The organism is Metabacillus rhizosphaerae (genome assembly GCF_037201795.1).
Classification (GTDB): Bacteria; Bacillota; Bacilli; order Bacillales; family Bacillaceae; genus Metabacillus; species Metabacillus rhizosphaerae.
Window position 1 is genome coordinate 435,816 of the sequence record NZ_CP147403.1, and the last position, 21,157, is coordinate 456,972.

Sequence of the window (21,157 nt, forward strand, 5' to 3'; positions counted from 1 at the left end):
TATCCACAGTTCAAGGATTTTATAATTCCCTAAACGATAGAGAAGAATCGCCATTGTTGTCAGCCCCTAGCCAATTAAACTTTCCCTAACAAATATCTGTAAAGGAGGAAAACGATGTTTACCAGGACAGAAAGCTTTCGAACCTTTCTTCGGTTATACCCAGTAGTTTCTATTCTTGTTGGTATTCACATTTTATTTTGGCTACTATTTCAACTACCAATTCCCTCAGTTCAAATTATCTTGCGTTTATTAGATGGATATAATGCAGGAATTGCAAATGGAGAGTATTGGAGGCTTGTTACACCTATCTTTTTACATATTAGCTTTGGTCACCTTTTCTTTAATACGGTTTCCTTGATCTTATTTGCTCCTGCATTAGAGAAAATGTTAAAAAAGCGTAATTTCATTTTTATTTATTTAGGTTCTGGCCTTATTGCTGATATTGCAACTTATCTATTAGAACCTCAACAATATTCACATCTAGGAGCTTCAGGTGCAATTTTCGGCTTATTTGGTGTATATCTATTCATGGTGTACTTCCGAAAAGGTATAATCGATCAAGCGAATTCACAAGTTATTATAAGTATTTTAGTTATCGGGCTAGTTATGACATTTTTTAACTCTAATATAAACATTGTAGCTCACATCTTTGGTTTTTTAGGTGGCTTCGCCTTAGCTCCGTTTTTCATTAAAAAGAGAGGCCAGTTTGTTCACCAAACATATTATACTTCTAGTCCAAGTACTTCTAGATTTTCGATAAAGCAAGTAAAAGGAAAGCATGTAATATGGATAATCTTTGGTTTATTAATACTTATCGGGATCTTCTTCCGATTCTCCTAAAGGAAATGAATACACGAAAAACCAAAACAGATACAGTTATTAAGACTTTATCTGTTTTGATTTTTGTTAATTATAGGACGATTGTGTTCTTTTAACCCTATTCTAAAACCTTGGCTTCGTTAGGGCTATTTCTCCCTTGAGTATGAATACCAGTTGGCTAATTGGGAAAGATCATTCTCTTCTAAATCCTTAATAGTAAAATGCCTGCCAATTATCCCTGATTTTATCCAAACCTCAAATGTTTGTAGCGATTTTCTTCTTTGAAAATATGACGTTTTACTCTTAAAGGATTGCAGTCTATTTCGATGAATAAGAACTGTTGTTTTTGAGATAATACGAAATCCTAATTGTATTTGGTTTCCTTTTATGTTCCAACCTGCATCTTTATAGGAGAAATATCCCCAATACGCACTGATTGGAATAAGGATTAACGATAAAAACCCCCAAGGTGCTAGAAAATAAGAAACTGGAATGCATATTATCAGAGCAGGTATAATTTTTCTAAACATGTACCGTTGTATCGACCTTTTCGGCAATCGTTGCATTTTTTCACTATTTTCAAATAATGGGAGATATTGTGATAATAGCGAGGAAATTGCCTTTTTAGGGACAACCGGAAATAAAATTGTTGAAGCCCCCTCGTCCCCAGCACTACCTCCTGCACTTTCAATATAAACTGTTGCATACCCTAAAAGCTGTCTCAAAGGATTTTGTACAATTCTAATTGCTTGAATACGTGAAATCGGAATCGATACTTGACGTTTTTCAAAAATCCCACTTGAAATTCTAAGTTCATTTTCAGCTTTTATAACTGTAAAATAGGCATACTTTAATAACACACCAATAATACTTAAAATCCAGGCAATAAAAAAGGCGATAAAAACTAGCACAGCATATAAAGTAAAGCTTGCATTCGTAAGAATTTCAAATCGGTCTAGTAGATCTTCATATGGAATAAATTCATCAAATTGCGAAAAAAAGGCCGCAATTGCAGAGATAATAACACCAATACCACTTGAGGTTGAAGCAGCAACAAACAAATCCTTTGGTTCCATCTTGAAAGTTGGAAGTTGGGGTTTTTCTTCATTTTGATCTACATCTTGATTTTCAATTTGCTTTGAAACATCCCTTTTATGTATCGCGATCGCATTTTGTATTCGATCTGCCTCTTGTTTTTTTATCGCAGTTAGGACAGCCTCAGCTTCCAATCCACCGCCAGCTGTTTCAATTTGCACCTTTACTAGCTGAAAAATCTGTTGGATGATTCCAGCAGTTGTGTTAATTGATTGTATTCTCTCAATTGGAATATAGCGTTTTTTCTTAATAAAAAGACCATGCTTAATCCTAAGTTCTCCATCCTCAATCCAATAGGTGAATTTCCACCAATCCAAAATACTCGTTACAACTATAATGACAAATAAACAACTGGCACCAATGATAAAATATAGGTTAAATTCATTATTACCAAAGAAAAAGAAAAGAATGACTGGGAGAATATATGATTTAATAATCTTTAAAAAGCTTAATATCATTCCTACAGGATGTATTCGCTTTGGCTCAAACATCATCATCTGTCACCCTTGCTAGCCTTGATATATGATCTCTCAAAAGGTCCGCTTCTTTTATATCAAGAGCAGGTATTTCATGCTTCGTAGCAGCAGTTGAAATCTCAATTGATGCTAATTGGTATTTTCGTAATAAGGGACCTTGGTGTGTATCAACATGCTGAACTCTTACCATCGGTACTAGAACTCGTTTAATAATGAAAAGACCATACTGAAGATCGATCTCATGTTCATGTACCTCATATCGCCAAACTCGGTGTCGAATTTTAGGAACAACAAAAATTGCAATTAAAGAATATATAAGCCAAATCATTGCAACTATTACCGTAATCCAATATGGTAGTTCTAAAAAATAGGCACCTACTCCTACTGATATTACGACCAACAGACAAACAACAGCACTAATAATAGCACTGAGTCTCCAAACAGTTAGTGCCTTCAAACTAATTTGATTTTTAGGTAGACCTCTCAATCCTTCTCTCCCCTTTATAAAGCAGCTGTTATTTTATTTAATAAAATGTAAATAATCCCATTTAATTATAGCATAATGGGATCATTTACATTTTAATTCAATTGTATATGGTCAAGCATTATATAGCTATCTAAGCCTATTTGGCCTTAATCTATTTCAAATGAAGCCTTATCAATCCACTTTATTTCACCATACTTTTTTAAATCATGAACTAATTGAAAAAGAGCATTGTCCTTTTGTTTAGCTTCAATCATACAATCAACTCTATTCACACTTCCTTTTATCGATGTTAAGAAATCCATAAACATTTGAACGTCAATATAATCAGAATGTGCTCGAAATTCCTTTTCATTTTTTGGACTTGAAATATGCATTTTAACAGGTAATCCAGATCCTTCCCATGTGTTCACCACTCTCCCCCAATGCTGTTCCCAATCGGATTCATCGTGATAGGCCAAATGATGATGATAATCAAACACATGTGGAACTCCTAGCTTTTCACATAAGTATAAGGCATCATTCATGTTAAACGTTGTATCATCATTTTCAAGCATCAACATTTTTTGTAGTGATACAGGAACTAGCCCCCAATTATGGATAAACTGTTCTAAAGCTTTTTCTTTATCATCATATGCTCCACCTATATGTAAAACACATCGGTGCTCGGGATTAATTCTCATTCCCTTTAAAAGCTGCTCATGCATCCGCAAAGTCTTTAATGACATTTTAACAATCTCTGAATTTGAGGAATTAAGTACAACAAAATGATCCGGATGGAAATCAACCCTCATTTGGTGAGCATCTAAAAAATCTGCAATTTCACCTAACCCGTCATATAAGTTGTTCATGTAATGCCAATCATGAAGCTCATCATGATTAGCTAAAGGTATCAACTTAGAGCTTAATCGAAAAAAACGGACGTCATTTGCAACACTGTGTTTTAACAGTCTAAGGCAGTTTGCTATATTATTCTTGGCTATTTTTTCGAGCTTTGCTATCGCTGCTTCTCTATCTTTAATTTTTTCAAACTGAGTAAATGTCATCGTTTTTGATGGAGAACAATTTTGAAGATTCATACTCATCGCCACATAGCCTAATCTTACAATTGTCATAGATCATTTCACCTCTTGAGGAATCTAGTTTTAGCTTCCCCAAATGCTGAAGATTCATTTCCATATAAAAAAAGATCGAATCCAGTTTTGGATTCGATCTCTCTTGGTTTTATTTAGAATTTGAGTAACGACGTTTGCTATTATCTCTGTTTCCAGCTTTATTTCTGTCACGGTCACCGTATGAACGGTTGTTGCTTTTCTTTTGACCGCCACCGCTACCGCCACTACCACTGCGGTTATAGTCTCCTCTTCTTCTGTTGTTAGAAGAAGAAGAACGACCTTTATTTTTAGATCTTGAGAATGCAGGAGCCTCATCTGTTAGTTTTACTTCTACAGCATTCGGCTCTTTTGTCATGTACTTAATAGCAGCCGCAACTACTACTTGTGCATCGAATTCTTCAAGAAGCTCTTCAGCAGTACGTTTGTAAAATGCAAGGTTATCACTTTCAACAATTGAGCGTATCTTTTCAACAGTCATTTGTTGTTGACTTTCAATTGCCTCATCAACTGTTGGTGGCTTCATACGCTCCATTTTACTTTTTGTTGTACGCTCGATATTTTTAACGATATCCATTTCTCTTGGTGTAACAAATGTCATTGCCATACCTGTTTTTCCAGCACGTCCAGTTCGCCCAATACGGTGAACATAGCTTTCTGGATCTTGAGGAACATCAAAGTTGTAAACGTGAGTTACTCCAGAAATGTCTAAACCACGAGCTGCAACATCAGTAGCAACTAAAACTTCAATTGTACCTTCTTTAAATTTGCGTAAAGTCGACATACGCTTTGCTTGAGTTAGATCACCATGAATTCCTTCTGCAGTATATCCTCTTAATGTTAGAGCCTCGGACAACTCATCTACACGACGTTTTGTACGACCGAAAACAATTGCAAGTTCTGGAGATTGAATATCAAGTAATCTTGTTAATACGTCGAATTTCTTTCTTTCATGTGTTTCTAAGTAATACTGAGTAATGTTAGGCACAGTCATTTCTTTCGCCTTAACTTTAACTAATTCAGGATCTTTCATGAATTTCTCAGCAATACGACGAATTGGATCAGGCATTGTTGCAGAGAACAGAAGCGTTTGGCGTTCTGATGGTACATTTGAAAGAATTGATTCAATATCTTCAATAAATCCCATGTTCAGCATTTCATCAGCTTCATCCAATACGATTGTATGGACAGCATTTAAACGGATTGTTTTACGATTAATATGATCCAATAAACGTCCAGGTGTTCCCACAATAATATGTGGATTCTTTTTCAAAGAACGAATTTGTCTGTTGATATCCTGACCACCGTAAATTGGAAGCACACGAGAGCGTTTGTGGTAACCAATTTTATAAAGTTCTTCCGATACTTGGATTGCAAGTTCACGCGTCGGTGCAACTACAACAGCTTGAATGCTTTCATTTTTCATGTCAATTTTTTCAATAAGTGGAACACCGAAAGCAGCAGTTTTACCAGTACCTGTTTGTGCCTGTCCAATCACATCTTTATTCTGTAAACCTAACGGAATTGTTTGTGCTTGGATTGGAGATGGCTCTTCAAATCCCATTTTGCTTATTGATTGCATGAGTGCCGAACTTAAACCTAATTCTTGAAACGTTAATGTCATGTATTCTTACTCCTTCTATATCGTTTGCTGTAAATATTTACAGACCTTATAGGTAACAGGTTTCTTAATCGTATCCATAATGAAACGATGTTTATATTAAATCCTATAAGCTTTGGGACCTCGCCAAAAGCTATAAAGTAGGTTATCAACTGTTGTGTCATCATGAAAAACAGTCAGATGCAAAAGAACCGTTCTGATTATTTGCCAACAAAAAATGCCCTTTTTCCAACAAGGGCAGCAGTTTACCTTATTTAAAGCCCGCAAACACTTTAAATGTAATCATACCACTACCAGTTCCTTATTTCAACTTAATGTATGGTTGTCTTTTCCAACCCATAAGGGCTCAAGTCCATAATTTGGTATAAATTACCCAAAGAAAAATGGTCCTTTTACTTTGAAAATGTATTAGCTTTCTTGTGTTAAGAGGTCAAGGTCTGTATTACTTTCATGTAGAAATTTCTCAACATATTCCTTTAAATCTTCATAATCCTCTCCATGACAAACATGGTGCTTTGAAAAGGGGAGCAACTTTAGCTTCTTCTCTTCAGATGGAATGGTTTTATACAAATAATGAGCACTTTTCACCGGTACGATTCCGTCACACTCTCCCTGAATGATGAGAACTGGTAACGTTAATTTTTTTAGATATGGTTTCACTTTCTTAACTAATTTCTGAAATTCTATTGTTGAGCGAAGTGGTGTTTCAACCATTTTCTTTTTATACCGGTTAAATAACTCGTTTTCATTAATATTCCCATTCAACAGATCTTTTATCATCTCTTTACAATCTAAAACTAATTGTTTTGGATTAACGTAATAAACAGCTGCACTTAAGAGGACGAGTTTTTTCACTTGATAATTGGCAGCTAAATAGGAAGCAATAACTCCTCCCATTGAAAAGCCGATTACATATACTTCATCCACTTCTTTCATGAGTGCAATAAGCTCTTGTTCAGCGTACGTAACCCATTCATTATATGTATGCCCTTTTAACGAAAGAGTTACTCCATGTCCAGGAAGAGTTGGCACTTTTACAAGCCAATCTGTCTTCTCCTTAATATAGTTTGCCAAAGGCTCAACTTCATATGGAGCTCCAGTAAAACCATGAATGAAGAGACATCCTATCATGTCATTGTAAACCTCCTTTTAAAAGAACATCTAGTGGTAATGCTCGTATTTAAATCACGCGTTTATATTTTAAGCATTTTGTCATTTGTTCATCCATTGTTTTACTCACCTAAATTAGAGAATTTACAACTTCTTCGAGTTTCATTCCACGTGATGCCTTAACAAGCACTACATCCTTTTCGTTAACCATCGTTTTTAATTGCTCAATTAAAGCCTGTTTATCGTCATAATGGTGAATATATTCGTCTGACCGATTTTGTTTCGCACCATTTGCAATTTCTCGCCCCAATTTCCCATAGGTAAAAATGTGAGAAATCTTATCCTGTTTAATTGATTCTCCAACTTTTTGATGAAATTCCTTTTCATTTTCACCTAACTCAAGCATGTCTCCAAGAACAACAAACTTTTGATTAAACCCTTTTAGATCTTCAAGTAAGTTAATCGCTGCTAGCATTGAAGTCGGACTTGCATTGTATGCATCATTAATAACAGATACCCCATTTTCCCCTTGCACTAACTCTAAACGCATTCCTGATATTTTAATGGCACTGAATCCTTCAATAATTGCTTCATTTTTCACTTCAAAATAGCTTGCTACTGCATATGCTGCTAACGCATTACACACATTATGCTTACCAAGAACAGGAATAAAGTATTCTGTATCTTTGATTTTAAAGGATGTTCCATTTAACTCCTGAATAATATTTGTAGGGAAGTAATCATTTTTATGGCTCTCTCCGAAAGTAACGGTAGAAAGAGATAATGAAGGTACTCGGTCTTGTAATAACGGTTCATCACCATAGTAAATAAAAAGACCATCTTTCTTTAGTCCTTTGACAATTTCCAGCTTCGCCTCTGCAATTCCCTCTCTTGAACCTAAATCCAATAAATGTGCTTCACCGATATTAGTAATTACCGCTACATCTGGCTTAGCTATTTTAGATAATAATTCAATTTCTCCGCTTGCACTCATTCCCATCTCTAAGATTGCAATTTCTGTATCCTCAGCCATACTTAATATCGTTAAAGGTAAGCCAATATGATTATTAAAGTTTCCTTTAGTTTTATGTACTTTATATGTTGTCTCGAGAACTGCAGCGATCATGTCCTTAGTCGTTGTTTTACCGTTACTCCCAGTAATACCTACTACTTTTGGCTTCAATTGCTCCAAGTAGCCTTTAGCAAGATCCTGTAATGCTGTTAATGTATCTTCCACAAGAATGACCGGTACATTTTCAGGAGGATTTATTTCAGATTCAGCCCAAATGACTGCAGCAGCTCCCTTTTCAATTGCTTTATCGACGAATTTATGACCGTTAAATTTATCCCCTACTAAAGGAAAAAACAAATTTCCTTTTTCAACATGACGAGAATCAGTTGTTACCCCGTTGATTTGCTGGTTTAAAAATTTTTCATGTAACCCCGATCCATTTACCATTGCTTCTATTTCTGTTAATGTACGTTGAATCATTGTCATCGCTCCTTTTCTGTGAAAATAGTTTCTTAAATAACACATTATTTACCTGCTCAAATATCAAATAAAGAGGAACTGATCAAAGATGATTTTCAGTTCCTCTTATTTACACCCTTTTAAGGGATTATCCTAATTCTATTCTTAACAGTTCTCTTAGAAAGTGTGTTTAATTTGCTGCTTTTGCGCAAAACGTTCTAATGCTAGATCGACAAGCTTTTCAATTAATTGAGGATACTCTACTCCAGTATGTTTCCAAAGTAATGGGAACATGCTATAAGGTGTAAAGCCTGGCATTGTATTTACTTCGTTTATTAATGCCTCTCCGTCTGCAGTTAAGAAGAAATCCGCACGTACTAATCCAGAGCCATCAATTGCTTTAAATGATTTAATTGCCATGTCTTTAATTGTTTCGTATTCTTTTTCAGTGATGTTACCAGGAATGATTAAGTCAGTATCTCCATCCTCGTATTTCGCTTTATAATCATAGAATTCCTTTTTAGGTGCAATTTCTCCCACAACAGAGCAGGTAGGTTCGTCGTTGCCGATTACAGCTACTTCAATTTCACGACCGACAATTCCTTCTTCAATAATGATTTTGCGGTCAAATTCAAATGCTTCTTTAATTGCATTTTCTAAGGATTGTTGATCCTTACATTTATTTATCCCAACACTTGAACCTAGATTAGCAGGCTTTACAAAGCAAGGGTAACCTAATACTTCTTCAACTTGCTTATGTGCTAATTCTGGTGATTTTTCATAATCACTCTTAATAAAGGAAACATAATTTGCTTGAGCTAGGCCAGCTTGTGCAAAAAGGTTCTTCATTACTACTTTATCCATTCCTGCTGCAGAAGCTAAAACACCATTTCCTACATATGGAATATTTAACAATTCAAGTAGTCCTTGTACAGTACCATCTTCACCGTTAGGTCCATGTAGTAATGGAAAAATCACGTCTAGTTTTTCCTGGCCCTTCACGTTTGCAGGAAATAATTCACTGTTTAATGCAACTGGAGAAACTGTATTTCCTCCATCTTGGAGTTTAAGCGTGCTTACTTCCTTAACAGGAGCCTCTAAAGCATTCCCTCTTACCCATTCCCCATTTTCATTAATATATATTGGATGTATATCAAATTTGTTCATATCTAATGCATTTATAACTGCAAGGGCTGTTTGCAGGGATACGTTATGCTCTGCAGACTTCCCACCATATACAAGACCTAATTTAATTTTCATGTAAACCTTCCTCCTCAAGTTTCATCAATCTTATTTTATCACTTTACACTAAAATTGTTATTAGAGATTCCCTTATTTATTATATAAGTTTTCTTTTACACGAAAATAGGAAAGAAACTACGTTTATTATTTAAGGGAGAAAAATGCTCTTGAGGATAGAGTAGGCTACTATTTTTCATATTCAGAGAAAGAAAATTATTTCAACACTACTTCACACCTTTTTACTTGCTTCAAAAGTGAACATTTTCATGTCTGACATTCCAACATTACTCTTCGATTCCTGGTAATTTCCATATAGTTTAACATCCATAAATCCTATTCTCTCAAGTACTAATTTAAACTCTTTTACTCCAAACCACAAAAACGATTGGAGCTTCCGTTCACTTAGAATTACCTCACCTTCATTCCATTGTTCATAAGACAATAAATACTTTACAATTTGAGCATAGAAGTCAACCTCAATCACTTGAGATTCGCAAATGATCAATTGTCCCTGGCGATTCTTTGTTTCGACTTTTCTTTGGTTCAAATGAAATTCATCTTGTAGAATCAAGTCGATCATGATCTTGCCATTTGGCCTTAAATGTTCATAGCAACATTTTAACGTCTTAATAGCCTCAACTCTATCTTGAATTGTTAATATATATCCAAACGGAATAATGATCACATCATAGAAAGAAGGAAGTTTTAAATTAGCTAACTCGGCATGATAAACCTTTACGGAGTTAGATTCAACTTTCTGGCTATTAGGTACAATTCCCTCGATTTGCAGGCCACTCTCCTTTAAAGCTGGTAGTAATAGTGGCTGATTTACTCCTACCTCAAGTATTTTCCCTTTTATATTTAAAAGTTGTTGTTTATAAAAGCTTAAAAGCTTTGAAAAAGTATCATTTGTCTTCTCGTCCACTTTAACTTTATCCATTAAGAACCAGCGAAAATCGGCGGTCATTTTATATCACTCCTAAATAATCACTTTAAACAGTCGCGTGATTACGCCATTGCCATTTTGTATCTTATTATTTCTCTACAGATAACATTTATGTAAATACTGGCAAATTTCATTAAAACAAGCAATTTATAAATGGATTGTTCTAAAACAAACTACAATTTTTCTTTATACTAATTAAATACGAACCTTTTAAGAGCGGAATTTCTAATTATTCGATAAACAGTTTTTATAAATTATCTCTATAAACGAAACATCTTACACTTTTAAGCGTCTTTCATTATGAAGCTAGGAGGGAAGGATAGTGGATACGCAAAACATTTCACAAATAATTGAAGAACACAGGTCGAAAATCATCAAGACAACGAAGAATATTATAAAAAACCCCTCTTTGGTGGACGACATTGTTCAAGATGCAAGTATAAAAATATATTCATACTTTCAAAAAAAGGATTATGAGCTGCCTAAAAATATTGAAGCATGGGTAACAATTATTACTAAAAATACTGCTTATGACCATTTAAGAAAACTAAAGCGCCATCAAGATATTCACCAAAATGTAAGTGAAACATTTCAACATCATGACCAAAGTATAGATACACCTGAAAAAACAATACTCTCTAAAGAGAAAATCAAAGATATAAATGAAGTCTTTCACTTACTGGATGAGGAAACTAAGGAAATATTCATTCTTCGTAACAAAGGTTATTCCTATCAAGATATTGCAAAGATGAAGAAGCTTTCTTTAGGAAAAGTGAAAACTAAGATTTTCCGTGGCCGCAAAAAAATGATGGATTACCTTATTGCAAAGGGGGTGCTGTAATGACCTGTAAAGAATCCAAACAAAGAATATTAAGATTTGATCAACTCCCTGAACACGAACAAAATCATCTTTTTGAACATATTGAACGCTGCGAGGAATGTCAAACCTATTTCGAACAATACTTAACTTTGGAGGAGGGGCTTGATCTACTTCTACAAGAAAAGGATATTCATGTCCATTCTATAAAGAGAAGATCTTCTCAGCGAATCTTTAAAAGGGCATTACTCACCTGTGCATCATTTTTCCTGTTAATCATCGGTGCATGGAATACTCCACCAGTAAAGGCTGCTATTGAGAAAGCAATAAACGAAGTGATAATTGATCATTTCCTTAAAGGGCAACAACAGCTGGAAAATAAAGGAGAAAGTGCTAGAGAGAAGATTATTTATGCTGAACAAAAGCTACAGAACAAGGAAATTGTATTTGTTTACCTTTCTGGACAAAAGGTTAGAAACGAATATGGCAATGGGAACTATTCCATTTCAGATGGTAAATACTTAGCTACTTACTCTAAAAAAGACAATTTATTTGTAATAAAAAAGCTTGTTTATAAAGGCGTCCCTTATGAAGTAGAAATTTTCAGGAACATAGATCCGAGTAGTATTACGTATAAAGGTGAGCGAGAGTATTTGGATCGACAAGCTGAAGTTTACCTAGTAGAAGAAAGTCAAGAAGTCCAAAGGGAATATTGGTTCGATAAAGACACAAGTCTTTTTATTAAAGAAGTAGAAATTTATAAGGGCCATCGCCAAGATCAAGACAACTTAAACGAATTTAAAATCATTGAGGTTAAGAAAAATCATCGATTATTTGATTTTATTGCACCAGATGGAGCTAGAATTATTGATGAATCCATTCAATAACCTGCCTAGGAGAGTAACCCTAAGGACCACCCCCTTTGGAGTTACCCTCCATTTCTATTAGCTCGATGCAAAGGAAAGATAGTGATAGGTTTGTTTACCAACTATCCCATCAACAGATAATCCTTTTCGTTGTTGGAATGCTTTTACAGCAGATTCTGTTTTTGCTCCAAATATTCCATCAATTGTTCCAGGGGAGTATCCTAAACAACTCAAAGTTGCTTGAATCCCTTTTACATAAGAATTTTTATTTCCAGCATAACCCTTTTTAGCTAAATAGGAATAATCAAAGTCTATTTTTGTATTATTCAATACAACACCAAGCGATTTTCCGCCAGAATATCCCTCTTGAATATACCCCTTCACTCCTTGATTAATAATCCAAGTATAACCAGATGATTCTGATTGTAGTTCTTTAGTCCATGAACTATTTCCATTACAAGTAAATGCCCTTATGTAGTTATTCGATGTACTTTGTAATTGTATCGTTGTCTTTAGTTCTTGATCTGTGTAAGTTTGAGATGGAATATCCAAAGTCCCCTCTGCTAACACTTGTCCCATGTAACAGCTCCATCCTAATACCAAACCTAAGATAACTGTGAATATTTTCCCCATTGCTTCCCCTCCTTTTTACTTAATACGAAATAGGAGTTAGAAGGTTTCATCTACATGAATGGAAAGTTAATTTTTGTAAAATATAAAATTTACTTTCTCTTAGTTGGTTACAATACGAAAACGCTTTTGCCTTTGGTTATAGTTAACCTTTTTTAATAAACATCCAGTTTCCAAATTCAAAAAAAACATCTACACTAAGAAGGACAGCTTATAGAAAGAAGGATACATATGTGGTTTTTGTTTATAATATTTGCCTTTATTGCCGGTTTAGCATTACCTGCCCAAGTGAGTATCAATGCTCAACTTAAAAATTATGTAGGCACTCCATTACTTGCATCTACGATTTCTTTTTTAGTAGGACTGCTAGTTCTCTTAATTGGTACACTTATCCATGGGTCATGGAGTCTAGGTAAAGGCCTAACTACTGCTCCATGGTGGATATGGACTGGTGGATTTTTAGGGGCTTTTTATGTTTTGGCCTCCATTATCCTAATACCGAGGCTCGGTGCTGCAACAACAATTGCTTGCGTTCTAGCAGGTCAGGTAGTCGCCTCTATTATAATTGATCACTTCGGGTTATTACAGGTAACAGTTCATCATGTAACAATCCCTCGTATGATAGGTGCCTTACTAATTATAGTAGGAGTTATTTTAGTTCAAAAATTTTAAAGGATGTGGATAATTATGAAACGTGTTAGTGTTTTTTGCGGTTCTAGCCCTGGAGCTTCTACCATTTATACAGATGAAGCAGTGCAACTTGGTACACAATTAGCTAAGGAAGGGATAACCTTAGTTTACGGCGGGGCAAGAGTAGGCATTATGGGCACAGTAGCTAATGCAGCTATACAAGCAGGTGGCGATGTAATTGGCGTAATTCCAAAGATGTTAATGACACGTGAAATTGCTCATACTGAATTAACAGAACTAATTGTTGTTAATACAATGCACGAACGTAAGGCTAAAATGGAAGAGTTATCTGATGGTTTTATCGCCCTGCCAGGTGGTCCAGGAACAATGGAAGAGTTTTTCGAAGTATATACTTGGGCTCAGCTAGGTGAGCATCATAAACCAATTGGCATGTTAAATAGTAACAATTATTATGATAAACTGCTTACTTTTTTTGATCATATGATCGAAGAACAATTCTTAAAGCCAGAATATCATTCAATGATTATTGTCGAAAAAGAACCACAAGTGCTAATTGAAAAATTCAGAACTTACGAACCACCTAAGCTGACAAAATGGATTAACCGTAAAGAAACGTAACAGAGAAGCAACAACCTTCTCTGTTTTTTTATTGGAATTCAAACCTATTCTCCTCTCTAATAGAACTTGTTAGGTCACCTCTATTGTGTTTAATACTATTAAATATGGGAAGAAGATAAAATATAATTCCAATTATTCTACGGGAAATAATTTGTCTAATATTGACGAGGAAATCATAAATAAAATTTTATTTTATGCGATTTTAATACCATGAAATGAATGTCATATAAGGATTTATTCATGATTGTCCAATGAAAATTATTTACTTGTTTGAATATCGTAACAAATTTGATAAACACTACATATATAGAGGTGAATGAAATGAATCGTGGGATATGGACAGCTCTTTCAGGTATTGGAATAGCTCAGGGTTTGAAGATTTTCACAAATAAGAAGGTAAATGGTGTTTGGGACTGGAGACCAATCTTTACAACTGGTGGAATGCCAAGTTCTCACTCTGCAGGAGTATCAGCCTTAGCAACCTATGTCGCATCTAAAAAAGGTTGGAATTCAACCGACACTGCTCTAGCAGTTATCTTTGGAATTATTGTCATGTATGATGCACAAGGGATTCGAAGACATACAGGTGAAATTGCTAAAATTGTAAATGATCTAGATGCAGATATCGAAGTACTCTCAGGCCATATGCCAGGTTTGTTTCATGTTAAACAAGAAAAAGAATTAAATGAGCTTCTAGGTCACCAGCCTGCTGAAGTAGCAGGAGGAGCTTTATTGGGCATATTAATTGGTCTTTTTAGTTCGATGACAGAGAATAGAAAATGAGGGTGACTTAAAAGGCCACCCTCTTCCAGATTAATCTCTTTTCACACAAGCCTTTAAGATAGGAAATCTAATTTGATTGTAATCTGGCTAGTACACTTTTGGTTTTACTAATTTACTAGTAGTTTGAATGCTTGATAACCAAAGTACAGACCAAAACCAATTAAAGATAGGCCAGATATAACTGAAATTGTGATAAGTAGTTGATTCGTTAAAAACCTTCGAAACGTACTCGCAACACACGCCATTGTAAAATCCCAAATCAGTAGCCCTATTATTATTGCAGAGCTATAAAGAATTAATTGATTTGTACTGTAAGCCGCGACTGCATTTGCTAAAACAGAACCATAAATCCCCAACCAAAACATGATGGTAAGTGGATTAGCTAAAGACATTAAAAAGCCTGACATAAATGATCGCGAATATGTGACTTTTGCTTTTTGGTTTTGTATCGTTATTTTACCTGCTCCTAGCAGACTTTCAATCCCTGTGTATACTAAAACAAAAAAACCAAATATCCATAAAAAAGATTTGATAAAGGGTATTTCAAGAAAGTTTACTAAACCTAAATAAACTAAAAGCATATAGAAAAGATCAGCAAATGTTGCTCCTAATCCTACTAACCAGGCATTAAAAAAGCCCCCTTTAATTCCTCTATCTAACTGAGCTGCGTTTACTGGACCAATCGGTGCCGCTAAAGATAAGCCCAAAAAGATGTAACTAAAAATGACGTTCATTCCATTTCCTCCAGAATAACAACAAGTATTTATAGCGCTTGTACAATATTATTCATAAAGGAGGATTTTATCACCATTTTCTAACAAAAGCGCAAGCGCCTTGAACAGCCCCGACAAGCATAAGATGATTTAGAATAGAAGGCGTTCTTTGCCTTCAATTCTAAATCATCTTATGACCTCGAGGGGCTAGGCGCTGGAGCTGGATGTTGTGCGCTTATCCACAGTTTAAGAATTTTATAATTTCCTGGTAAACGACTAACAAAAGCAAAAATCATTAATCCTATATAATTCTCATAAAATTAAAAGTAGCCCTAACGGATAAACTACACCATTACCATTAATGGACTTTTACTAATTTAATATGTTCGATATGATGCTTCCCATGCCAAGAGTAAAGAGCCAAGGTTGTGGCTAGTGATATATGGGTTTTCATACCTGGATGATAAAAGGTTTTTTCAAAGTCAGTAGAAGACATAGATCGTAGTAGGTATGCCCATCGTTTATGAAGAGATTCTAAAAGCAGAAGGGATATTTCTATTGGTAATTGTGTAGAGTCTGACAACATGGCCCATGCTGTTTCATCATATGCTTTTATTGTCGGTTTATCCTCTGTTAGCGCAAGCTTAAAACGAATATAACTATTCATATGACTATCAGCAAGATGATGTACAACTTGTCTTAGAGTCCATCCACCTGAGCGATATGGGGTATCAATTAACTGCTGTGAAATACCATCAAGTGCAAATTTCAAGAGGGCAGGCGTTTCTTCAATGTCTAAAATCCATTGATTGATATCATCTTCAGTTACTTTTTTAGGGACAATAAACTCACCGATCGGATATTGCAGGCTTTTTCTCATCCATATTCTCTCCCTATTTTGTTTTGTTACATCCTAATTTGATTATATTTCCATATGTTCTTTTTAACAAGAATTAGCCCAACCTTTTTTAATAATCAGAAAGCTTTATGAATGGAAGTGAAATTATGGTATAGTATGGTCAGTTTATTTACTAATATTAGTACATAGTCAAACTTGTTAAACAGAGGTGATTGTATTGAGATCTATTGTACTTGGGGTTTGTTCATCTTTCTTCTTTGCGTTTACATTTGTGTTAAACCGTTCAATGGAACTCTCAGGGGGAAGTTGGTTATGGAGTGCTTCGTTACGGTACTTTTTCATGCTTCCTTTTTTATTTTTCATTGTAATCTGGAGGAAAAAGTGGATAGCACTTTGGGAAGAAATGAAAAGAAATCCATCCCATTGGCTGCTATGGGGTACAATTGGCTTCGGTTTATTTTATGCTCCAATTTGCTTTGCTGGCGCATATGGACCAGGATGGCTCATAGCTGCAACGTGGCAGATCACGATCCTATCGGGTTCACTCCTTGTTCCCTTGTTTTATGAAGAAATAAAAACAACTAATGGTTCGATAAAAGTAAGAGGGCAAATTCCATTTAAAGGGTTATGTATGTCACTTATCATTATTATTGGTGTTGGTGTCATGCAATATGAACATGCAACTCAATTATCAATAAAGCCTGTGCTTTTAAGTATTATACCAGTGATCATCGCATCGTTTGCATATCCACTGGGTAATCGCAAAATGATGGCACTTTGTGAAGGTAGACTAGATGTATTTCAACGTGTTCTTGGAATGACTTTAGGCAGTTTACCTTTTTGGATTACCCTATCTATTTTTGCACTGTCAACAACTGGGCTTCCTTCCAAAACTCAAACTGTTCAATCGTTTCTCGTCGCAATATGTTCAGGGTTAATTGCAACTCTACTATTTTTCCAAGCTACAAATTTAGTTCAACATAATATGGCAAAGCTCGCAGCTGTAGAAGCAACGCAATCTATTCAAGTTCTTTTTGCATTATTTGGTGAAATTCTTTTTCTAAGTGCACCACTTCCTACACCTATTTCTTTAATAGGGATGGTTTTAGTTGTTGGAGGAATGGTTTTACATAGCTATGTATCGAGAACTGATCAATTAGAAGTCACACCTAGTGATACTTCTAAACAGTTTTCCTAAATTAAGTTCACTACATTTTGAGTATTTTCCCATGTTAAGTGTTTACATTTTTGTGGATAAACACGTGTAAATGTTAATAAGTTGTGGATAACCTATACAGTTATCCACTTTTTATTTGTATTTTTAACTGTTTTATCGGTAATCAATTTTTTAATATGTTGATGAATTTGCTCCACAATGAGTGGTGCATCATGATCCATAGATGCAACGTGATAGGAATTTTGTAAGACAATTATTTTTTTCTCAGCTGTATTTACTTGATCAAAAATAAACTCTGAATTTGTTGGAGGTACAACGTGATCTGTTGCCGATTTAAAAATAACCGTCGGACTTGAGACACTAGAGACTTTTTTCTTTGTGTCATCCATTAAGTGTAAAAGCTGATGAATTGCCTTTAATGGAACTTTTTCATACGTTATTTCAAAAACAGAAGATTTATTGATATCTGGAGAACCCTCTTGAACATAGGCTGGCTTAACCTTGTTACAAAATTCCTTATAACAAACATCTGTTACAGCTGCATTAATTAGGAATATCCCATCCACGTTCTGGTTGTTTGCTGCCACTTGTAGTGTTAAGGCACCACCCATTGATTGGCCTACGATATACACCTTTTCACATTGTTTTTTCAAATGGTTATAGGCAGTTTGAAGACCGGATATCCAATCTTCATATGTGCTCGTTTCCATATCTAAATAATGTGTACCATGACCGTTCAAGCGAGGGATGGATACAGTGTAGCTATATTTAGTAAGTTGTTCTCCAATATATTGCATGCTTTGTGGCGTTCCATTAAACCCGTGGCAAAGCAACACACCAATTTCATTTCCTGAAAAAAATAAGCTTTCGGCACCTTCAATAACTGGATGTAATTCAACATTCATTTCTTGATCCTCCTTAAACAATGTCTCTATCTATTTTAATTTTATAATTCTTATATGTTTACTTGGTTTTATTATTTTACTCTATATTGATAGTTATAGCAATACTTACGAATTAGAAAAACACTATCTTAGAGCTTGTTACTCCATTGATAGTGTTTTTACTCCTTGTATATTAAGCTTTGTATAATGGATAGCCCGTAAACTTAAAGTCCTTACCGATCTTTTGAATGTCCATTTCAGCAAGGTCTATTGCATCAGCCATTTTTTCAATCCCTGTACCTGCAAAAAAACCGGGTGATTGCTTTCCACCGATTAATTTAGGAGCTATATAGAGAACCAGTTTATCAACTAATTGTTCAGCTAAGAAGGATGCATTCACTTCACCGCCACCTTCGATTAGAACTGATGATACAGAGTGCTCTCCTAAAATTGTCAGCGTATCATGTAAATCAACGCGGCTCACACCACTTGTAATAAATACTTTACAACCTAGTTGTTCAAGCCTTTTCTTTGTATCTACTGAATATTGTTTTGAAGTAAAAATCCACGTTTGAGCTTTTTGATCTGTTACCACTTTAGAATCTAAAGGAATACGTAGCTTGCTATCTAAAATGATCCGGATTGGATTTCGACCATTTGGAATTCTTGTTGTTAATTCCGGGTCATCCTTAATCACTGTATGAACTCCTACCAGAATCCCTACATTCTCATGGCGTAGCTGATGAACATCTTTACGCGCATCCTCTGAGGTTATCCATTTGCTGTCCCATGTAGATGATGAAATCTTACCGTCTAGCGTCGTTGCTGATTTTAAAGTGATGAACGGCTGCTTTTTAACAATAAACTTATTAAATACTTCATTCATTTTTCTAGACTCTTCTTCACAAACCCCAACTAGGACTTCAATATTTGCATTCTTTAAAATTGAAATTCCATTTCCTGCTACTACGGGATTTGGATCTAATGTTGCAACAATTACTTTTTTTATTCCAGCCTTTACAATTGCCTCGGCACAAGGGCCAGTTCTCCCATGATGTGAACAAGGCTCAAGAGTTACATATATTGTCCCTCCCCTTGCCTGTTCTCCTGCCATCCGTAATGCATGAATTTCTGCATGAGGTTCTCCTGCCTTTAAATGAGCACCCACACCTACTATTCGGTTATGGTTGACGACAACCGCCCCTACAAGTGGATTTGGTTCAGTCTGACCCTTCATTGCCTTTGCATTATTTAGGCTTAAATTCATATAAAACTCATGTTCACTCAATCGGATAGCCTCCTCTAAAATGACCAGCTCTCTCCATTTTCGTTTCTAGATAATGTTTATTATACCTTGAAATATCTCCCCATAACGGAATTCGACCTGATACGTTTGCACCTGAACTCTGCAAGGCCTTAAGTTTATTTGGGTTATTCGTTATTAATGTAACAGGTAATTGACGAAGTGTTTTTAATACTCTAATCGCTTCATCATAGTTTCTGGAGTCATCCACAAAACCTAGATGCTCATTCGCCTCAACAGTATCTAAGCCCTCTTCTTGCAGTAGGTATGCAAGTGCTTTACTGAATAATCCAATCCCTCTACCTTCATGATTAGCAAGATAGAAAAGTGCCCCAGCCCCATGCTCGGAAATCATTTTCATTGATTGTTTTAATTGGAAACCACAATCACATCTCTTACTACCAAAAATATCTCCAGTATGACAAATACTATGCATACGGATTAGTGCGTCTTCTGCGTGCTCAAAGTCTCCGTAGACTAAAACACTTGATTGTTGGTTATTCGCTAAATTAGCCTGTGGCAGGCTTTTAATCAATTCTTCCACTTGATCCTCAGCTTGCACCCCTTCAATCATTTGAACATCTAACCAGCTATACCACTTAAAGAACACTGTCTCTCCATCCAATTGAACTGGGAGATTAATTGGTCCAACAATAAATGTAGACCTGTCACCATGAGTAACAATTTGTACCTTTTCCTTTATTTTGTTTAACGGGCTTTCTTTCGTTTTTTCGATGATCATAGTCCTTCCTCCTCTTACAATAAATATTTTAGCATCTATATGAAATCTCCAATAGCCTCTTAGCTTACTTATTGTAAGTAAGTATACATTCGATAGTCAAATACGTCAAGCATTAGAGGTTCTCCTCTATTCCTTTTACCTAACACCTTTATTAAACTTAGCAGCTACTACTATTTGTGAATTGTGTTGTGAAAATGACTACTGCTAACCTTAATCGTCACTTTAGATGAGCTATTTATAAGGAAGATAATATTAAATCTGGATAATACAAGCTAGATTACTGTTTTTTCTTTACTTATTGGTTAAAATAGCTTTGAGGTGATAACAATGGAACAAGTAAAGACTCAAGATCAATTTCAAAAATTAATCTCTAGTAAGGAATCTGTAGTTATAAAATTTGTCACAGACTGGTGTCCTGATTGTAAACGAATGGATATGTTTCTTCCAACAGTATTTGATGAAGTACAAAATGTTTCAATGTACGAAATCGACAAGGATGAGTTTCCAGAAATAGCCGAGAAATACGATGTGATGGGGATTCCAAGTCTTTTAGTGTTTAAAGATGGAGAAAAGCAAGCGCACCTACATAGCGCGAACGCAAAAACGCCTGAACAGGTAGTTGAATTTTTATCGGATTCTTTTAAATAACAGAAAAGAGCCTGACACACCATTTAATAATGTGAACAGGCTCTTTTACATTTGGAATTACACCTTCAATTGAACTCTCCCAGTTTTACT

22 protein-coding genes are annotated in these 21,157 nt (G+C 35.2%); 8 read left to right on the forward strand and 14 right to left on the reverse strand.

Annotated features, from left to right (window positions below; all coding sequences use genetic code 11):
* The first annotated feature begins 114 nt into the window (after window positions 1-114).
* Window positions 115-840: a rhomboid family intramembrane serine protease gene (locus tag WCV66_RS02175; protein ID WP_338787805.1), complete on the forward strand. Its 726-nt coding sequence runs from the start codon at window positions 115-117 to the stop codon at window positions 838-840.
* 125 nt (window positions 841-965) lie between these two features.
* Here WCV66_RS02175 and WCV66_RS02180 read toward each other — a convergent pair whose 3' ends face one another.
* The 8 genes from WCV66_RS02180 to WCV66_RS02215 form a co-directional block, all read right to left on the reverse strand.
* The gene (locus WCV66_RS02180) at window positions 966-2,408 is read right to left on the reverse strand and encodes a PH domain-containing protein (RefSeq protein ID WP_338787806.1); all 1,443 of its coding nucleotides are present in this window, start codon (window positions 2,406-2,408) and stop codon (window positions 966-968) included.
* Window positions 2,398-2,877: a PH domain-containing protein gene (locus WCV66_RS02185; protein ID WP_066332185.1), complete on the reverse strand. Its 480-nt coding sequence runs from the start codon at window positions 2,875-2,877 to the stop codon at window positions 2,398-2,400. Before WCV66_RS02185 ends, WCV66_RS02180 begins: the two co-directional genes overlap by 11 nt.
* Before the next feature lie 146 nt (window positions 2,878-3,023).
* Entirely contained in the window at window positions 3,024-3,989 is a 966-nt protein-coding gene (uvsE, locus tag WCV66_RS02190; RefSeq protein WP_338787808.1) for a UV DNA damage repair endonuclease UvsE, read from the reverse strand.
* A 109-nt stretch (window positions 3,990-4,098) separates the two neighbouring features.
* Entirely contained in the window at window positions 4,099-5,610 is a 1,512-nt protein-coding gene (locus tag WCV66_RS02195) for a DEAD/DEAH box helicase (protein ID WP_338787809.1), read from the reverse strand.
* A gap of 405 nt (window positions 5,611-6,015) precedes the next feature.
* Window positions 6,016-6,738, reverse strand: coding sequence for an alpha/beta hydrolase (locus tag WCV66_RS02200; RefSeq protein WP_338787810.1), 723 nt, complete (start codon window positions 6,736-6,738; stop codon window positions 6,016-6,018).
* 109 nt (window positions 6,739-6,847) lie between these two features.
* The gene (locus WCV66_RS02205) at window positions 6,848-8,209 is read right to left on the reverse strand and encodes a UDP-N-acetylmuramoyl-tripeptide--D-alanyl-D-alanine ligase (protein ID WP_338787811.1); all 1,362 of its coding nucleotides are present in this window, start codon (window positions 8,207-8,209) and stop codon (window positions 6,848-6,850) included.
* Window positions 8,210-8,365: 156 nt separating this feature from the next.
* Window positions 8,366-9,448, reverse strand: a complete 1,083-nt coding sequence (locus tag WCV66_RS02210) for a D-alanine--D-alanine ligase (protein ID WP_338787813.1) — start codon at window positions 9,446-9,448, stop codon at window positions 8,366-8,368.
* A 211-nt stretch (window positions 9,449-9,659) separates the two neighbouring features.
* Window positions 9,660-10,397 (reverse strand): class I SAM-dependent methyltransferase, encoded by a 738-nt coding sequence (locus WCV66_RS02215; RefSeq protein WP_066332218.1) that lies wholly within the window; start codon window positions 10,395-10,397, stop codon window positions 9,660-9,662.
* A gap of 301 nt (window positions 10,398-10,698) precedes the next feature.
* Here WCV66_RS02215 and WCV66_RS02220 point away from each other — a divergent pair, with 301 nt between their 5' ends.
* Window positions 10,699-11,217, forward strand: coding sequence for an RNA polymerase sigma factor (locus WCV66_RS02220; protein ID WP_066332220.1), 519 nt, complete (start codon window positions 10,699-10,701; stop codon window positions 11,215-11,217).
* Window positions 11,217-12,080 carry a hypothetical protein gene (locus WCV66_RS02225; RefSeq protein WP_338787814.1) on the forward strand — a complete coding sequence of 288 codons (864 nt, stop codon included), beginning with the start codon at window positions 11,217-11,219 and terminating at the stop codon, window positions 12,078-12,080. Before WCV66_RS02220 ends, WCV66_RS02225 begins: the two co-directional genes overlap by 1 nt.
* Before the next feature lie 57 nt (window positions 12,081-12,137).
* On the opposite strand, the gene WCV66_RS02230 is transcribed toward WCV66_RS02225, so the two are convergent.
* A complete protein-coding gene (locus WCV66_RS02230; protein ID WP_066332226.1) occupies window positions 12,138-12,692 on the reverse strand; it encodes a peptidoglycan-binding domain-containing protein in 555 nt (184 codons plus the stop codon).
* A 228-nt stretch (window positions 12,693-12,920) separates the two neighbouring features.
* On the opposite strand from WCV66_RS02230, the gene WCV66_RS02235 reads away from it, so the two are divergent.
* The 3 genes from WCV66_RS02235 (at window position 12,921) to WCV66_RS02245 (ending at window position 14,741) form a co-directional block, all read left to right on the forward strand.
* Complete coding sequence (locus WCV66_RS02235) at window positions 12,921-13,361, forward strand: DMT family transporter (RefSeq protein ID WP_338787815.1); 441 nt, start codon at window positions 12,921-12,923, stop codon at window positions 13,359-13,361.
* Between the two features lie 15 nt (window positions 13,362-13,376).
* Window positions 13,377-13,958: a TIGR00730 family Rossman fold protein gene (locus tag WCV66_RS02240; protein ID WP_338787816.1), complete on the forward strand. Its 582-nt coding sequence runs from the start codon at window positions 13,377-13,379 to the stop codon at window positions 13,956-13,958.
* A 312-nt stretch (window positions 13,959-14,270) separates the two neighbouring features.
* Window positions 14,271-14,741: a divergent PAP2 family protein gene (locus tag WCV66_RS02245; RefSeq protein ID WP_066332461.1), complete on the forward strand. Its 471-nt coding sequence runs from the start codon at window positions 14,271-14,273 to the stop codon at window positions 14,739-14,741.
* A 107-nt stretch (window positions 14,742-14,848) separates the two neighbouring features.
* Here the strand turns inward: WCV66_RS02245 and WCV66_RS02250 are convergent, their stop codons facing one another.
* Both WCV66_RS02250 and WCV66_RS02255 read right to left on the reverse strand, forming a co-directional pair.
* Window positions 14,849-15,475, reverse strand: a complete 627-nt coding sequence (locus WCV66_RS02250; protein WP_066332231.1) for a LysE family transporter — start codon at window positions 15,473-15,475, stop codon at window positions 14,849-14,851.
* A gap of 337 nt (window positions 15,476-15,812) precedes the next feature.
* On the reverse strand, window positions 15,813-16,334 hold the full coding sequence (locus WCV66_RS02255) for a YfiT family bacillithiol transferase (RefSeq protein ID WP_338787817.1): 522 nt from the start codon (window positions 16,332-16,334) through the stop codon (window positions 15,813-15,815).
* 196 nt (window positions 16,335-16,530) lie between these two features.
* On the opposite strand from WCV66_RS02255, the gene WCV66_RS02260 reads away from it, so the two are divergent.
* Entirely contained in the window at window positions 16,531-17,511 is a 981-nt protein-coding gene (locus WCV66_RS02260) for a multidrug resistance efflux transporter family protein (RefSeq protein ID WP_338787818.1), read from the forward strand.
* Window positions 17,512-17,603: 92 nt separating this feature from the next.
* Here WCV66_RS02260 and WCV66_RS02265 read toward each other — a convergent pair whose 3' ends face one another.
* From WCV66_RS02265 to WCV66_RS02275, 3 genes are all read right to left on the reverse strand, one after another.
* A complete protein-coding gene (locus WCV66_RS02265; RefSeq protein ID WP_338787819.1) occupies window positions 17,604-18,395 on the reverse strand; it encodes an alpha/beta hydrolase in 792 nt (263 codons plus the stop codon).
* A 172-nt stretch (window positions 18,396-18,567) separates the two neighbouring features.
* A complete protein-coding gene (ribD, locus tag WCV66_RS02270; RefSeq protein WP_157094383.1) occupies window positions 18,568-19,662 on the reverse strand; it encodes a bifunctional diaminohydroxyphosphoribosylaminopyrimidine deaminase/5-amino-6-(5-phosphoribosylamino)uracil reductase RibD in 1,095 nt (364 codons plus the stop codon).
* Window positions 19,655-20,419 carry a GTP cyclohydrolase II gene (locus WCV66_RS02275; RefSeq protein ID WP_338787820.1) on the reverse strand — a complete coding sequence of 255 codons (765 nt, stop codon included), beginning with the start codon at window positions 20,417-20,419 and terminating at the stop codon, window positions 19,655-19,657. Before WCV66_RS02275 ends, ribD begins: the two co-directional genes overlap by 8 nt.
* A 327-nt stretch (window positions 20,420-20,746) precedes the next feature.
* Between WCV66_RS02275 and WCV66_RS02280 the strand changes: the two genes are divergently transcribed.
* Window positions 20,747-21,067 carry a thioredoxin family protein gene (locus WCV66_RS02280; RefSeq protein ID WP_338787821.1) on the forward strand — a complete coding sequence of 107 codons (321 nt, stop codon included), beginning with the start codon at window positions 20,747-20,749 and terminating at the stop codon, window positions 21,065-21,067.
* Window positions 21,068-21,157 lie beyond the last annotated feature (90 nt).